The sequence below is a fragment of the Streptomyces sp. NPDC003042 genome, from assembly GCF_053591315.1.
This window is the reverse complement of record NZ_JBSFTP010000049.1, coordinates 1-14,392: the sequence shown is the minus strand read 5'-3', so window position 1 is coordinate 14,392 and position 14,392 is coordinate 1. Positions and strand designations below refer to the sequence as shown.

Below are 14,392 nucleotides of genomic sequence, written 5' to 3'. Positions count from 1 at the left end.
CCTGTGGTCCCTGAGCTGCGCGTATTGCACGCCCACCCCTTGACGGTCGTCGTCGGTCGCGGCAGCGGGCGGAGGAACCTGTCCGACCACCGCCGGGTCCTCCTCGGGCAGCGCCGGACTGCCCGCCGGTAGGCGCCGCACATCGGTGAGTGCCCGCAACGACTACGGCCACGTCGGCGTTGGACGCGCCGACGCTGCCGCCGACGCGAGCGGGCGGCCGAGCTGTTGACGCCGCACGTCGAGACCCTGGGGCGCCGGTGGAGACGGTCCGCGTACGTCCGGGTCCGGTCGCGGTGGCGGACGGCGGCCCGGTCGGGCCAGAACCGCCAACCGGGGATACCAAACGGGATGTTGACAGATCCCGGGGTCGCCTGCGTGAGTATGCGGGCACGCGAGCTCCGCCTACGTGACGGGCAACCACGCCCGTCTTCAGGCTACTTGGGAGGTACGTTGCCCTCATTCGGTGGTCACCGCCGCACTCGTCCGTTCTTGCGCCGGATCGCCCTCACCAGCGCAGCCCTGCTCGCCGCGACGACCGCGGCGACCGCGGCGACCGCAACGACCGCGATACCGCAGGCCTCGGCGGCGACCGGGGACCGCAACCCGTCCGGCGGCGGTCTCTCCGCCGTCATCCGGTACACCGAGCACGGCATCCCGCACATCCTGGCCCAGGACTACGCCCGCCTCGGCTTCGGCACCGGCTGGGCGCAGGCAGCCGACCAGGTGTGCGTCCTCGCGGACGGGTTCGTGACGGTCGCCGGTGAACGTTCAGGCTGGTTCGGCCCCGACGCCACGCACGACGGCTCGCTCTCCTCCGCCACCAAGAACCTCGCCGGCGACCTGTATTTCAAGGGCGTACGGGAGTCCGGCACGGTCGAGAAGCTGCTGGCCACGCCCGCTCCGGCCGGTCCGAGCAAGGACCTCAAGGAGCTGATGCGCGGCTGGGCGGCCGGGTACAACGCCTGGCTCGCCCAGAACCAGATCACCGACCCGGCGTGCAAGGGCGCCGGCTGGGTGCACCCGGTCACCGCCACCGACGTGGCCGCACGCGGCTACGCGGTCTCGGTGCTCGGCGGGCAGGGGCGCGGCATCGACGGCATCACGGCGGCGGAGCCGCCGGGCAGGAGTAGGGGTACCGCGGCGGAGCCGCCGGGTACGGCCGCCCGTACGGCGGCGGCGCCGGACATCGATCCGGCGGCCGTCGCCGAGGCCGCGCGGGAGTTCTTCGACACCAGCCGCTACGACATGGGCTCCAACGCGGTGGCCTTCAGCGGCTCGACCACGGCCAACGGCAGCGGCCTGCTGCTCGGGAACCCGCACTACCCCTGGCACGGCGGGCGCCGCTTCTGGCAGTCGCAGCAGACCATCCCGGGGGAGCTGAACGTCTCGGGCGGTTCCCTGCTCGGCACCACCGTGGTGAACATCGGCTTCAACGACAAGGTGGCGTGGAGCCACACGGTGGCCACCGGCACCACGCTCAACCTGCATGAGCTCACCCTCGACCCGGCCGACCCGACGGCGTACCTCGTCGACGGCGAGCCGGAGAAGATGACTGAGCGGAAGGTCAGCGTCCAGGTGGCGGGCGGGGCTCCGGTCACCCGCAGCCAGTGGTGGACGCGCTACGGTCCGGTCGTCACGCACCTCGGCCCGGGGCTCCCGCTGCCCTGGACGGCGACCGGCGCGTACGCGCTCAACGACCCCAACGCGATGAACCTGCGCGGCTCCGACACCGCCCTCGCCCTCGGCAAGTCCCGCACGGTCGGCGCGATGCGGGACGCCCTGGCCCGCACGCAGGGCCTGCCCTGGGTCAACACCATCGCCGCGGACTCGGCGGGCGGCACCCTGTTCACGCAGTCCCAGGTGCTTCCCCGGATCACCGACGAGCTCGCCGCCCGCTGTTCCACCCCGCTCGGCAAGGCCACGTACGCCTCTTCGGGGCTGGCCGTGCTGGACGGTTCACGCGGCGACTGCGCGCTCGGCTCGGATCCGGACGCGGTGCAGCCGGGCGTGTTCGGACCCGGCAGGGCGCCGACGCTGCGGGACGCCCCGTACGTGGAGAACTCCAACGACAGCGCCTGGCTGGCCAATGCCGACCAGCCGCTGACCGGCTACGAGCGGATCTGGGGCAGCCTCGGCACTCCGCGCTCGCTGCGCACGCGCGGCGCGGTCGAGGACGTGTCGGCGATGGCCGCGCGCGGCGCGCTGACGGTGGGCGACCTGCAGAAGCAGCAGTACGCGAACCGGGTCCCGGCCGGTGACCTGGCAGCCACCGACGCGGCCAAGGCCTGCGCCGCCCTGCCCGGCGGTACGGCGTCCGGCAGCGACGGCGCGACGGTGGACGTCTCGGCGGCCTGCGGGGTGCTGGCGGGCTGGGACCGTACGGCCGACAGTTCCAGCCGGGGGGCGCTGCTGTTCGACCGCTTCTGGCGCAAGCTGACGGCGACGACGCCGGCCAAGGACCTGTGGCTGGTGCCCTTCGACCCGGCCGATCCGGTCCGCACGCCTCGTACGCTGAACCGGACGGCCCCGGGGATCGGGCGGGCGCTGGCGGACGCGGTCACCGAACTGCGGACGGCCGGGATCGCGCTGGACGCGCAGCTGGGTGACCACCAGTTCGTGGTGCGCGGCGGGGAGAAGCTGCCGGTGGGCGGTGGGACCGAGGCGCTCGGCGTCTGGAACAAGATCGAGGCGCCGTGGAACGCGGCCGCGGGCGGCTATCCGGAGATCGTTCACGGGTCCAGCCACATGCAGGCGGTCGGCTGGAACGGGGGTCGCTGCCCGGTGGCCCGCACGGTGCTGACGTACAGCCAGTCGGCGAACCCGGCCTCGCCCTTCTACGCCGACCAGACGCGGCTGTTCTCGCAGGAGCGCTGGGTCACCTCGCGGTTCTGCGAGCGCGACATCCTCACCTCGCCGCAGCTGAAGGTGGTCTGGGCGCGCGAGCGGCGCTGACCGGTCGGGTCCTCGCCGTCGGCCCGCACCCGCGCCGCGTCGTCGCGCGGTCACGGGCTGACGGCGAGGAAGAGGTACGCGGCGAGCAGCACGATGTGCACACCGCCCTGGAGCAGCGTGGCGCGGCCGGGCACGATCGTGAGGGCGCTGACCACCACGGTCAGGGCGAGGAGCACCATGTGGATCGGCCCGAGACCGAGCAGCAGCGGCCCGGAGAGCCAGACGGAGGCCAGGGCGATGGCCGGGATGGTCAGGCCGATGCTGGCGATGGCGGAGCCGTACGCGAGGTTGAGGCTGGTCTGGACCCGGTCGCGGCGGGCGGCGCGGACGGCGGCCAGGGTCTCGGGCAGCAGGACGAGCAGGGCGATGATCACACCGACGACGGCGTGCGGCAGGCCGGCGTTCGCGACGCCCGCCTCGATGGTCGGGGAGACGGCCTTGGCGTTGCCGACGACCGCGACGAGCGCGACGAGCAGCAGGCCGAGGCTGATCAGGGCGGCGCGGGCGGTGGGCGGTTGGGCGTGGTCGCCGTCCTCGTCCCCCGCCGCGGCGGCGCGGGCCGCTTCGGCCGTGCGCCGCTCGGTGTCCACGGGCAGGAAGTAGTCCCGGTGGCGGACGGTCTGGACGGCGACGAACAGGCCGTAGAGGGCGAGGGAGGCGACGGCGGCGAAGGTCAGCTGCGCGGTGGAGAACTCCGGGCCGGGCCTGGAGGTGGTGAAGGTCGGCAGGACCAGGCTGAGCACGGCGAGGGTCGCGACGGTCGCCAGGGCCGCCCCCGAGCCCTCGGCGTGGAAGACGGCGACCCGGTTGCGCAGGGCGCCGACGAGGAGGGACACGCCGACGATGCCGTTGCAGGTGATCATGACGGCGGCGAAGACGGTGTCGCGTGCCAGGGAGGAGGTCTCGTCGCCGCCGTCGGCCATCAGGGTGACGATCAGAGCCACTTCGATGACGGTGACGGCCACGGCGAGGACGAGCGAGCCGAAGGGTTCGCCGACGCGGTGGGCGACGACTTCGGCGTGGTGGACGGCCGCCAGTACCGCGCCCGCGAGGCAGAGGGAGACCAGCACCACCGCGACCGAGGGCAGATCGCGCCCCCAGCTGAAGACGAGCGCGACGAGCGCCACCACGGGGACCACCAGGGTCCAGTCGGTCAGGGGGGAAGTGCGCGTTGCCGTACTCATGTCGGCCAAGTTGCCAGAACCGACCCCCGGGTACGGGGCACGGCGCGCCTCCGGGGCCCTGACGTGGCGCTTTCACCGACCGGCCGGGCGTGGCGGGCGCTCGGGCAGGCCGCTGACGCGCCGCGCACGGTGAGATGACACCGTGACATGTCACCGAGTGAGGTCACATCGCGCGCTCGCGGCCCTCCCAGTACGGGTCGCGCAGGCGGCGCTTGTACAGCTTGCCGTTCGGATCGCGCGGCATCGTCTCGATGAAGTCCACCGACTTCGGGCGTTTGTAGCCGGCGAGCTGCCGCTCGCAGTGGTGCAGGATCTCCGCGGCCAGCGCGTCCCCCGCCACGAAGCCCTCGGCGGGCTCGATGACCGCCTTGACCTCCTCGCCCCAGGAGTCGTGCGGGATGCCGAAGGCGGCGGCGTCCGCGACCGCCGGGTGGGTGAGCAGGGCCGACTCGATCTCCGCCGGGTAGATGTTCACGCCACCGGAGATGATCATGTCGATCTTGCGGTCGCGCAGGAAGAGGTACCCCTCCTCGTCCAGCAGCCCGAGGTCCCCGACCGTGAAGAAGTCGCCGATGCGGTTCTTCTTCGTCTTACCCTCGTCCTTGTGGTAGCTGAAGCCGCCGGTGTTCATCTTCAGGTAGACCGTGCCGAGTTCACCCGCCGGCAGCCGGTTTCCGTCGTCGTCGAAGATGGCGAGCTCGCTGATCGGCCAGGCCTTGCCGACGGTTCCCGGCTTCTTCAGCCACTCGTCGGCGGTGGCGAAGGCACCGCCGCCCTCGCTGGCCGCGTAGTACTCCTCCACGCACCGGCCCCACCAGTCGATCATCGCCCGCTTGACGTGGTCGGGGCAGGGGGCGGCGCCGTGGATGGCGTGCCGCATGGAGGACACGTCGTAGGCGTCCCTGGTCTCCTGCGGCAGGGCGAGCAGGCGGTGGAACTGGGTCGGGACCATGTGGGTGTGCGTGCAGGCCCGCTGGTCGATCAGGCGCAGCATCTCCTGCGGGCTCCACTTGTCCATCAGGACCAGCGGATGCCCGATGTGCAGGGACGCGCCCGCGAACTGGAGCACGGCGGTGTGGTAGAGCGGCGAGCAGACGAGGTGGACGTTGCCGTCGAAGGGGCGGATGCCGAAGATGCCGAGGAAACCACCGAGGTACGTCTCCTCCGGGAGCTTGCCGGACAGCGGCCGGCGGATGCCGCGCGGGCGGCCGGTGGTACCGGAGGTGTAGTTCATCACCCAGCCGAGGGTGCGCTCGGACGGAGGTGTGCCGGGCTGCCCGTCCAGGAGTTCGGCGTACGGCCGGAAGCCCGGGACGGCGCCGACGGCGTACCGGCGCCGCGCGGGCAGGCCCGCCTCGTCGGCGGCGGTCGTGGCGGCCGCGGCGAAGCGCTCGTGGGCTACGAGGACCTTGGCGCCGGAGTCGGCGACGATCCAGGCGATCTCGGGGCCGACGAGGTGGTGGTTGACCGGGACGAGGTAGAAGCCGGCCTGGGAGGCGGCGAGGTAGGCGGTGATGAACTCGACGCTGTTGGGCAGGACGACGGCGAAGGCGTCGCCCCTCTCCAGCCCGGCGGCGCGCAGTCCGTGGACGAGCCGGTTGACGTCGGCGTGGAGGCGGCCGGCGCTCCACTCCTCGCCCTCCGGGGTGACCAGGACGGTGCGCTCCGGGTCGGCGGCGGCCTGCGCCCAGAAACCATTGGGAAGAGACTGTTCGTCGGTCGTGTTGTCGGTCGTGTTGTCGGTCGTGTTGCCGGTCATGGCGGTCGCGCTCCTCTCTCGGTCTCGGCTCGATCTCGGATCGGCCTCGGCTCGCTCTCAGGCGCGGCCGGCGATATGGGTGATGCGGTCGATGGCGTGCTCGAAGCCGCGGGTGAGGTCGTCGAAGACGGCCTGGACGCTGCGTTCGGTGTTCATCCGGCCGACGATCTGGCCGACGGGGGTGCCGAGCAGCGGCTGGACCTCGTACTTCTGGATCCGGGACACGGCCTCGGCGACCAGCAGGCCCTGGAGCGGCATGGGGAGCGCGCCGGGCCCGTCCGGGTCGTCCCAGGCGTCGGTCCACTCGGTGCGCAGCTGGCGGGCGGGCTTGCCGGTGAGGGCGCGGGAGCGGACGGTGTCGCCGGATCCGGCGGCGAGGAGCTTCTCGGTGAGGGCGCGGGAGTGGAGGTCCGCTTCGGTGGTGGTGAGCCACAGGGAGCCGAGCCAGGCTCCCTGGGCGCCGAGCGCGAGGCCGGCGGCGATCTGTGCGCCGCTGCCGATCCCGCCGGCGGCGAGGACCGGGAGCGGGGCGACGGCCTCGGCGATCTCGGGGACCAGGACCATGGTGGCGATGTCGCCGGTGTGACCGCCGGCCTCGTAGCCCTGGGCGACGACGATGTCGATGCCGGCTTCGGCGTGGCGGCGGGCGTGTTTGGCGCTGCCCGCGAGGGCGGCGACGAGGACGCCGTGGTCGTGGGCGCGGCCGATGACGTCGGCGGGTGGGGAACCGAGGGCGTTGGCAAGGAGTTTGATGGGGTAGTCGAAGGCGACGTCGAGCTGGTTGCGTGCGACCTGTTCCATCCATCCGGTGATCCGCCAGCCGGATGCCTCGCCCTCGGCGAGCTCGGGTACGTGGTGCTTGGCGAGGGTCTCGCGTACGAACTCCCGGTGCCCGGCCGGGATCATCGCCTCGATGTCGGCCTCGCTGACACCGTCGACGGCCTTCTTGGCGGGCATGACGACGTCGAGGCCGTACGGCTTCCCGTCGGTGTTCGCCTGCATCCAGTCGAGGTCGCGTTTGAGGTCGTCGGGGGCGGTGTAGCGGACCGCGCCGAGGACGCCGAATCCACCCGCGCGGGTGATGGCGGCGGCGACCGCCGGGAAGGGCGTGAAGCCGAAGATGGCGTGCTCGACTCCCAGTTTCTTGCTCAGCTCCGTCTCCATGGGCGTGAGGATGCCGCAGGGTGGCGGCCGAGGGAAGAGATTTTCTGATGCTGTGTCAGATTCTTTGCGGGCCGGTCGGTGCGGAGGGTGGGGAGCGGGCGGGCAGATACCCAGTAGCGTGCGCGGGCAGGAACAGGAGGGCCGGACATGGGCGGTACGGCGACGGTCGCAACGGCGGCCGGTGCGACGGGTGGTACGGAGGGCGGTACGGCGGACGACGACCCGGCCACGGGCAGGGACACGGCCACGGCCACGGCCACGGGCAGGGGACTGACGCGCAGACGGCTCGGGGCGCGGCTGCTCGCGCTCGGCGGAGTGCTCGTACTGCACGCCGCGCTGCCCGGGTCGGCGGCCGGGGCCTCGGGCGGTCCGGCGGAGCGGCGGGCCTTGCAGGGGCTGCGCCTGCGCTACGGCTCCGCGCGCCAGGCCGGGCTGCTGGAGAGGCACCTCGAAGGCGTGGCGGACGAGGCCCGGCGCTTCCTCGGCCCCTCCCCCGAGCACCCTTACTATGCCGGGGCGGTGGTCCTCGCCGGGCGCGGGCGCACCATCGCCCTCCACCGGGCGATGGGTGACGCGGTCCGGTACGCGGACTACGACGGGCGGCTGGAGCGGCCCAAGGAGTTCCCGTCCGCGGAGCGGATCGCGATGGCCGAGGACACGGTCTTCGACCTGGCCTCGCTGAGCAAGCTGTTCACCTCCATCCTGGCCGTGCAGCAGATGGAGCGGGGCCGGCTGGAGCTGGAGGCGCCGGTGTGCCGCTACCTCCCGGAATTCACGGAGGGCGGCAAGGCGGCCGTCACGGTCCGTCAGCTCCTGACGCACACCTCGGGGCTGCGTTCGTGGGCGCCGTTCTACCAGGAGCCCACGCGCGAGGGGCAGCTGAGGCTGCTGTGGTCGGTGCGGCCACAGGAGACCCCGGGGACGGTGTACCGGTATTCGGACCTGAACCTCATCGCGCTCCAGCTGCTCCTGGAACGGATCACCAGTCGCACTTTGGACGTCCTGCTCCACGACGAGATCACCGCTCCACTCGGGATGCACCGCACTCGTTACAACCCACCGCTCTCCTGGCGCCGGGTCACGGCCGCCACCGAGGTGCAGCGCCCGCCCTGGTCCGGCCTGGACCGCGGGCTGGTGTGGGGCGAGGTCCACGACGAGAACGCGTACGCCCTCGGCGGCGTCGCGGGCCACGCGGGAGTCTTCGGCACCGCCTGGGACCTGGCCGTCCTCTCCCGCGCCCTGCTCGACGGCGGGGTCTACGCGGGCAAGCGCATCCTGCGCCCCGGCTCCGTCGAGCTGCTCTTCACCGACTACAACACCGCCTTCCCCGGCGACGACCACGGTCTCGGCTTCGAGCTCTACCAGCACTGGTACATGGGCGCCATGGCCACCCCGCACTCCGCCGGGCACACCGGATTCACCGGCACCTCCCTCGTACTCGACCCGTCCACCGACTCCTTCCTGATCCTGCTCGGCAACTCCGTCCACCCCGTACGGAGCTGGCGGGCGGGCAGCGCGCCCAGGGTCGCGGTCGGCAACCGCTTCGCCCGGTCCGTCCCCGTGCGCACGAAGCACGGCGGCCCCGCGTGGTACTCCGGCATGGAGACGGGCGGCGCGGGCACCCTCACCCTCCCGCCGCTGACCCCCGCCACGGCGGGCGGGAGGCTGCGCTGCGCCGTGTGGTGGGACACCGTGCCGGATGCGGGCGCCTTCCACCTGGAGGCCTCCGCCGACGGGGTGACCTGGGAGCCGCTGCCGTTCAGCACGGTACGCAGCACCGGAGGCACCCCCGAACAGTGGCCGCAGGGCTCGGCGGGCGGCTGGTCGGGCCGCATCTGGCACCGCCTCGAGGCTCCCCTGCCCGCCTGGGCGGGCCGCGAGGTCCGGCTCCGCTTCCGGCACGCGGCGACGGGCCGGTACCTCGGACGCGGGGTGTACGTGGACGTGATCCGCGTGGCCGAGAGGGCGCGCCTGCTCTTCGCCGAGGACCGCCCCGCGGACGCCGCCCGCATCGAGGCCGCGGGCTGGACCCGCTCGGCGGACTAGCCGGTGTGGCGGACCAGGCAGAAGGGGTGGCCCGCCGGGTCCGCGTAGACGCGCCAGTCCTGGGTCGCGGGGCCGGTCGAGCCGTCGTCGAGGAGGGTCGCACCGAGGGCCAGTACCTCTTCCTGTCCCCGGTCCAGGTCCGGGACCGCCAGGTCCAGGTGGAACTGCTGGGGGCGGGCGGGGTCCGGCCAGCGGGGTGGCTGGTGGTCGGCGACCCGCTGGAAGGCCAGGACGGCTCCTGCGGGGGTGTGCAGCGTGGCCCAGTGCTCGTCCACCGACCAGCGCCGGTCGGGCTGGTTGACGGTGCCGCCCAGCAACTCCCCGTAGAACTCGGCGAGCCGCAGCGGATCGGGACAGTCCAGCACCACGCACTGCAATTCAGCGATCATGACCGGATCCTAGTGCCGTGACCGGCAAGGTCCACCGGGTCACGACGCCCGGCACGGCACCTCCCTGCGTTGTCGGACCGCGCGAGTACGTCCAGTACGAGCTGCGGCCCTCCGCCTTGGGATGCGCCCCACCGGACGCCGCGACCCGGCAAACCTTTCCGCCCACAGCACTAGGTCGTGTCCAGCGCCGCGTCGATCATCCGCCGCACGGTGGCGGTCAGTTCGGCCGGGTCCGGCGCCGGGCGGGAGCGGGCGAGGGAACCCGCGAGGCGGTCGTAGAGCAGGCCGTCGGTCCAGGCGGCCAGAAGTTCGGCGGACTCCCGGGGCCGGTCCGCCCCCAGGGCGGCGAGGATCTCGGCCGCGCGGGCCCGGGCGCCGAGGCCGGCCTGGTGGAGTTCGGGCTCCAGCTCCGGGTTCCGCGCCGCCTCCAGGCTGAGCTCGAAGCGGGCCAGCTGACGCGCCCGGCCCACGGTCAGCCACTGGTGCAGCAGCGCGGCCAGCGCCCGCGCGACCGCGTCCCGGTCGGGCGGCAGGTCGGGGACGTCCGCGTCGAGGTCCGCGAGGTCGAGCTCGGCCACCCGCCGGTAGCAGGCGCCGATCAGCGCCGTCCGCGTCCGGAAGTAGTACGAGGTGCTGCCCGCCGGCAGCGCCGCCGCGCCGTCGACGGCCCGGTGGGTCAGGCTCCGCAGGCCACCGGCGGCGACCAGGTGGATCGCGGTGTCCGCGAGGAGGGTTCTGCGGTCGCTCGTGCGGGGGCCGGGCCCTTCGGGGGTGGACATGACTCCACTCTACAGCTGTAGAGTGGAGCACACCCTCTACGGATGTAGAGGGTGTGTCGAACGCGGAGGAGTACGCCATGCCGGAGCGTCAGCGCCACGCCGTCGTCGTGGGTGCGGGAATCGGCGGGCTCACCGCCGCTGTGGCACTGCACCGTCACGGGTGGCATGTCACCGTGTGCGAGAAGGCAGCCGGTCCGGCCGACACCGGGGCCGGGATCGTCCTCGCCCCCAACGCCCTGCGCGCCTTCGACGCCGTCGGCTTCGACGCCGCCCGCACGGCCGGGCACGCCTCACCGGCCGCCCTGGGCGGACTGCGCCGACCGACCGGAGACTGGCTCCTGCGCCCCGACACCGCCGCTCTGGCCGCCCGTTACGGCCGGCCCCCGCTCGCCGTGCACCGTCAGACCCTCACCGCCGGGCTGGCCGCCGCACTGCCCGACACCGCCGTCGCGTACGGGACGGCCGTCACCGCCGTGGACGCGGCCGAGGCCGACGGCCGCCCGGTGGTCCGTACCGCCTCCGGCGACCTCACCGCCGACGTCGTGATCGCCGCCGACGGCATCCACAGCCCTCTGCGCCGCCACCACTTCCCCGCCCACCCCGGCCTGCGCTACAGCGGCGAGACGGCCTGGCGCGCCGTCCTGCCCCCCGACGGGCCGCCGCCCACGGCGGCCGAGACCTGGGGCCGCGGCGAGCGCTTCGGGGTGGTCCCGCTCGCCGACGGCCGGATCTACGTCTACGCCACCGCCGTCGTCCCCGAGGGGTACCGGCCCGCGGACGCCCGCGCCGAACTGCTGCGCCGCTACGGCGCCTGGCACGATCCGATCCCCGTACTCCTGGAGCGGCTCGACCCCGCGGCGGTGCGCCAGCACGACCTGTACGACCTGGCGGGCCCGCTCCCCCGCCTCCACGACGGCCGCATCGCCTGGATCGGCGACGCCGCGCACGCCATGACCCCCAACCTCGGCCAGGGCGGCTGCCAGGCCGTCGAGGACGGCGTCGTCCTGGCCCGCCTGCTGGACGGTGCGGCGGACCCGGCGCGGATACCGGCCGCCCTCGCCGCCTACACCCGGGCCCGCCTCGCCCGCACCGACGCCATCCGCGTCCGCGCCCGCCGCGCGGGCCGGATCGCCGCCCTCTCCCACCCGCTGGCCGTGGCCGTCCGCGACCTCGCCGTCCGCGCCACCCCCGCGCGCGCCACCCGGGGCGCCCTGGACGACCTGTTCAACGGCCCCGTCCTTCCGGCGTACGGGGCATGACGGCCGTGCCCAGGGGCGTTGGTGTTCGTTGTTGTGGTTTGTTGACCGTTCAACTCGAAGGCAGGCCAAGCCTCATGACCGACATCGACTGGGACAACCCGACCGACCCCAAGCCCGGCTGGCAGCTGGACCACGTCAAGCTGTACGTGGGCTCGAACGGAGCCGAGGGCCAGTTCTGGAACGGCACCCAGACCCTGCTGCTGACCACCGTGGGACGCGTCTCCGGCAACGCCGTGCGGACCCCGCTCATCTACGGCGAGGACGACGGCCGCTACTTCCTCGTCGCCTCCAAGGGCGGCGCTCCCGAGCACCCCCTCTGGTACAAGAACCTGACCGCTCACCCCGAGGTCCGCATCCAGGTCGGCCCCCGGACGCACCACGCCACCGCGCGCACGGCGACCTCCGAGGAGCGCGCCGCGTACCGGCCGCTGATGGTCAGGCACTGGCCCGCGTACGACGAGTACCAGACGAAGACCGACCGTGAGATCCCGATCGTCGTGATCGAACCGGTCAGGGGGAAGTAGCCGGAAGGCCCCGCGACGGACGTTCGCTCCCCGGGCAGGGCTCGAACGCCGTCGCGGGCCCGCCAGGGCCGGGGAGGAATCGGGTCTATTCCGCTCACACCCCCTAGCTACTTCTGAGTCACCTCCAGGATCATGTAGCGTCCGGAGCCGCCTGATCCGTTTCAACATTCCTCCCACCATGAGGACTCATGCCCGCCACCTTCGACACCCCCGTCACCGCTCCCGCCCGAAGCACGCTCGGGCGGCGTGGCCCCATGAGTGATGCCGCCCCACGGTCCGCCGGAGGGAAGCCATCCCGAATAGGGGATGGAGGAGCGCTGGTCCGTTGAGATTCCGGCTCAATCGCGCGAGCAACACATCCACGCCCCCGCCCCTGTGGAATCCGCCACCCGCCCCGGCCGTACACCCGGCCCAGCCGGAGGTCGTCGAGCCTCCTTTGTCGGCCCACGAGATCGACCTCATACGGGCCTCCGTCTCGGTGGTCGAGCCACTCGCCATGGAAATGACGGTCTATTTCTACGCGATCCTCTTCGCCCGCTACCCCGAGGTCCGGCCGATGTTCCCGCCGGGGATGGACGCCCAGCGCGGGCGCCTGCTGCGCGCTCTGCTGCGCATCGTGGACATGGTCGACGACCCTGAGAGCCTGGTTCGCTTCTGTGGGCACCTCGGGCGCGACCACCGCAAGTTCGGCACGCTCGCCGCGCACTTCCCGGCCGTGGGCGAGTGCCTCCTCGCCTCTCTGGCCCGCTACGCCGGCCCCGCGTGGACCGCGGACATCGCCGCCGCCTGGACCAAGGCGTACGGCGTGGTCGCCGACGTGATGATCAGTGCTGCCGAGCAGGACGAGGCGGTACGGCCCGCCGTGTGGCCCGCCACGGTCGTGCACCGCGCCCCGCGCGGAAACGGCATCGCCGAGATCACCGTACGTCCCCACCTGCCCTACGAGTACGCGGCCGGACAGTACGTCAGTGTCGAGACGCCCTGGTGGCCCAAGCACTGGCGCTACTACTCCCCGGCCAACGCGCCCCGTGCGGACGGCACCCTCACCTTTCACGTGCGCGCGGTGCCCGGCGGCGCGGTCAGCAGCGCGTTGGTGCACCGGTCCACGGTGGGCGACGTCATCCAGCTCGGGCCCCCGATGGGGGACATGGTGCTCGACGCCGCCGTCTTCAGCGACCTGCTCTGCGTGGCCGGCGGCACGGGCCTCGCTCCCATCCGCGCACTCGTCGAAGAAGTCGCCCGTCGTGGCGGCCGCCACCAGGTGGACCTGTTCCTCGGCGCCCGCACCGGCGCCGAGCTGTACGGGGTCGACGACATGCTCCGGATGGCCCAGCGGCACCACTGGCTGACCGTCCGCGGTGCGGTCTCCCACGAGTACATCCCCGGAACCCGCGGGTCCCTGCCCGAGGTCCTGGCCGAGTACGGGCCGTGGTACCAGCACGACGTCTACCTCAGCGGCCCGGCCCAGATGGTGGTCTCCGCCAGCGAAGCGCTCACGCTGGGCGGCACCTTGCCCGACCGCATCCACCACGACCCGTTCGAGACGCCCGTCCTGTCCACTCCCTGAGCCACGCGCTTGCCCGTCCTGCCAGGAGAACGCCCCGTGACCTTCCCCCCACCGTCCTTCGGATCAGCGGGTGAGCACCTGCTGCAGCAGCACCTCGGCACCGCCGAACGCGCCGCCCGGTTCTACGATCAGCAGGTGCGCCCCTGCCTGACACCCGATATGCGGGACTTCATAGGCCGCCAGGCCATGGTCTTCCTGGCCACCGCCGACTCCCACGGAGAATGCGATGCCAGCTTCCGCGCCGGGCCGCCGGGGTTCGTCCAAGTACTGGACGACCACACGCTCGCCTACCCCGAATTCCGCGGGAACGGTGTGCTCGCCAGCGCCGGCAACATGATGGAGAACCCCCACCTCGGCATGCTGTTCGTGGACTTCACCCACCACCACGTGGGCCTTCACGTCAACGGCGTGGCCCGCCTCTACCGCGACACGGACCTGCGCATCCTCCATCCCGGCCTGCCCACCGACCTCGCGCCGGGGCGCGATCCTGAGATGTGGGTCCATCTGAGCGTCGAAGAGGCGTACATCCACTGCTCCAAGTACATACCCCACCTGGAGCCGGCCCCCCGGTCGGCCGGTCCGGACGCCGGGCGCCCCAAGGACGCGCACTACTTCACCGGTCTCGGCACGGCTTCGGCCGAACCCTCCACCAACGTGGGGTACCCGGCCGGGCCCTAGGTCGTGTCGTCAAAGTCCCTCCTGGCCGGTGGGGCCTGGCACGCACGCTCGCCGCGTTGTCGTCGGTCGCCGACGCTCCGCGTCGACTCCC

11 protein-coding genes are annotated in these 14,392 nt (G+C 72.8%); 6 read left to right on the top strand and 5 right to left on the bottom strand.

Annotated features, from left to right (window positions below; genetic code table 11):
• Positions 1–498: 498 nt before the first annotated feature.
• Entirely contained in the window at positions 499–2,952 is a 2,454-nt protein-coding gene (locus tag ACWDYJ_RS22865; protein ID WP_451567479.1) for a penicillin acylase family protein, read from the top strand.
• Positions 2,953–3,002: 50 nt separating this feature from the next.
• On the opposite strand, the gene ACWDYJ_RS22860 is transcribed toward ACWDYJ_RS22865, so the two are convergent.
• The 3 genes from ACWDYJ_RS22860 to ACWDYJ_RS22850 form a co-directional block, all read right to left on the bottom strand.
• Positions 3,003–4,136 carry a calcium:proton antiporter gene (locus ACWDYJ_RS22860; RefSeq protein WP_451567439.1) on the bottom strand — a complete coding sequence of 378 codons (1,134 nt, stop codon included), beginning with the start codon at positions 4,134–4,136 and terminating at the stop codon, positions 3,003–3,005.
• Positions 4,137–4,299: 163 nt separating this feature from the next.
• Positions 4,300–5,895: an acyl-CoA synthetase gene (locus ACWDYJ_RS22855; protein WP_451567438.1), complete on the bottom strand. Its 1,596-nt coding sequence runs from the start codon at positions 5,893–5,895 to the stop codon at positions 4,300–4,302.
• A 57-nt stretch (positions 5,896–5,952) separates the two neighbouring features.
• Positions 5,953–7,059 carry an NAD(P)H-dependent flavin oxidoreductase gene (locus tag ACWDYJ_RS22850; RefSeq protein WP_451567437.1) on the bottom strand — a complete coding sequence of 369 codons (1,107 nt, stop codon included), beginning with the start codon at positions 7,057–7,059 and terminating at the stop codon, positions 5,953–5,955.
• Between the two features lie 147 nt (positions 7,060–7,206).
• On the opposite strand from ACWDYJ_RS22850, the gene ACWDYJ_RS22845 reads away from it, so the two are divergent.
• Complete coding sequence (locus ACWDYJ_RS22845) at positions 7,207–9,105, top strand: serine hydrolase (protein ID WP_451567436.1); 1,899 nt, start codon at positions 7,207–7,209, stop codon at positions 9,103–9,105.
• On the opposite strand, the gene ACWDYJ_RS22840 is transcribed toward ACWDYJ_RS22845, so the two are convergent.
• Entirely contained in the window at positions 9,102–9,494 is a 393-nt protein-coding gene (locus ACWDYJ_RS22840; RefSeq protein ID WP_451567435.1) for a VOC family protein, read from the bottom strand. The two genes, ACWDYJ_RS22845 and ACWDYJ_RS22840, sit on opposite strands and share 4 nt — an antisense overlap.
• A 170-nt stretch (positions 9,495–9,664) precedes the next feature.
• Complete coding sequence (locus ACWDYJ_RS22835) at positions 9,665–10,273, bottom strand: TetR/AcrR family transcriptional regulator (protein WP_451567434.1); 609 nt, start codon at positions 10,271–10,273, stop codon at positions 9,665–9,667.
• A gap of 77 nt (positions 10,274–10,350) precedes the next feature.
• Here ACWDYJ_RS22835 and ACWDYJ_RS22830 point away from each other — a divergent pair, with 77 nt between their 5' ends.
• From ACWDYJ_RS22830 to ACWDYJ_RS22815, 4 genes are all read left to right on the top strand, one after another.
• Positions 10,351–11,532, top strand: coding sequence for an FAD-dependent monooxygenase (locus ACWDYJ_RS22830; RefSeq protein WP_451567433.1), 1,182 nt, complete (start codon positions 10,351–10,353; stop codon positions 11,530–11,532).
• 74 nt (positions 11,533–11,606) lie between these two features.
• Positions 11,607–12,056: a nitroreductase family deazaflavin-dependent oxidoreductase gene (locus ACWDYJ_RS22825; protein ID WP_451567432.1), complete on the top strand. Its 450-nt coding sequence runs from the start codon at positions 11,607–11,609 to the stop codon at positions 12,054–12,056.
• Between the two features lie 436 nt (positions 12,057–12,492).
• On the top strand, positions 12,493–13,623 hold the full coding sequence (locus ACWDYJ_RS22820) for a globin domain-containing protein (RefSeq protein ID WP_451567431.1): 1,131 nt from the start codon (positions 12,493–12,495) through the stop codon (positions 13,621–13,623).
• A gap of 36 nt (positions 13,624–13,659) precedes the next feature.
• Positions 13,660–14,301: a pyridoxamine 5'-phosphate oxidase family protein gene (locus ACWDYJ_RS22815; protein ID WP_451567430.1), complete on the top strand. Its 642-nt coding sequence runs from the start codon at positions 13,660–13,662 to the stop codon at positions 14,299–14,301.
• Positions 14,302–14,392: the final 91 nt, after the last annotated feature.